Origin of the sequence: Flavobacterium sasangense DSM 21067 (genome assembly GCF_000686885.1) — a bacterium.
In the GTDB taxonomy this organism is placed as follows: Bacteria; Bacteroidota; Bacteroidia; order Flavobacteriales; family Flavobacteriaceae; genus Flavobacterium; species Flavobacterium sasangense.
Window position 1 is genome coordinate 1 of sequence record NZ_JMLU01000072.1, and the last position, 1,086, is coordinate 1,086.

The 1,086-nt window shown below is 23.4% G+C and carries 1 protein-coding gene; it reads right to left on the bottom strand.

From position 1 onward, the window contains the following. Positions 1-107: 107 nt before the first annotated feature. Positions 108-1,086: tetratricopeptide repeat protein (locus BP92_RS17160; protein WP_026726553.1), on the bottom strand; the 979-nt coding region annotated here is incomplete at its 5' end.

Consider the following 1,086-nt stretch of genomic DNA (forward strand, 5'->3'; position numbering starts at 1 on the left):
AACACCAAGCCATTACAAATATAACAAAACATTCCATTCAGCAGCGGATTTTCCGTAGGAAAATCCGGAAGTAGCCATTGAAGCAAACCGCTGTTGTGTGTAGTTTTTTATTTACAAAAGTTAATTAAATAATTTCGGACTTTGAAATTTCTTATGTCTCCAACTTTTGAAAATGAATTGCAAGCTTCTTCATTTTTATTTACAGCTAAATATGAAATCCCTAAATTTATAAATGCTTCACTGTATAAAAATCCAAATCTTTCTTTTATAGAATTTAAATCCATAATATAAAGTTTTTCATATTCTATAATTGCTTTATCAAATTCGTTATTTTGAAAGTGTAAATTCCCTTTTTTCTGAATAGCATAGAACTCTTTCTCTGTTTTTTCAGTTAACCCTTTAAACATTTGAAAAAAATTAAAATTATGTCTTATTATAAAATCTTTTCCAGTTTGATTTTTAAAATATATTTCGGCTTTATTTAAAGCTACAATAAACTCGTTATCAAATGATTTTGAAATACCGCTTAAAATTTTAATGTCTTTAATTTTCCCTTCTTTAGTTAAAACAAATTCTGATTTAAATAAATTGTTTTTTGTAGATTCTGATGTGTATTTCGAGATGTTTTTTCTTAAAAAATCTTCAAATGTTAACTCGTTATTAAATTGTGGTTTATAAACTTCATTCGAAATGTAAAGAGTATCTTGATTTCTTATTTCAATTTCTGATTTGAATTCAATGTTTTTACTTAAAAAATCTTCTTTTTTAGATAAAATTTGAATTTTGTCATCACCTTTTTCTTGAATTAATAAATAGTTATTCTCGAATGAAAAAAGCAATTCTCTAAAATCAAGTTTTATTGAATTATTTGTAAATTTTGCATTGAATTTTTGATCATTTATTTTAATAGAGTTTGTTAAAAATTCATATTCGGTAAAAGTGGAATATAAAGTATGATTTATTTCTAAAGGATTTCCATTTTCATAAACCGTTTTTTCTAAAATCCAAGTTCCATTTAACTTTTGGGAATGAACATTTATAAAATTTATAAAAGTCAATAATAATAATAAAATTTTCTGTCTCATT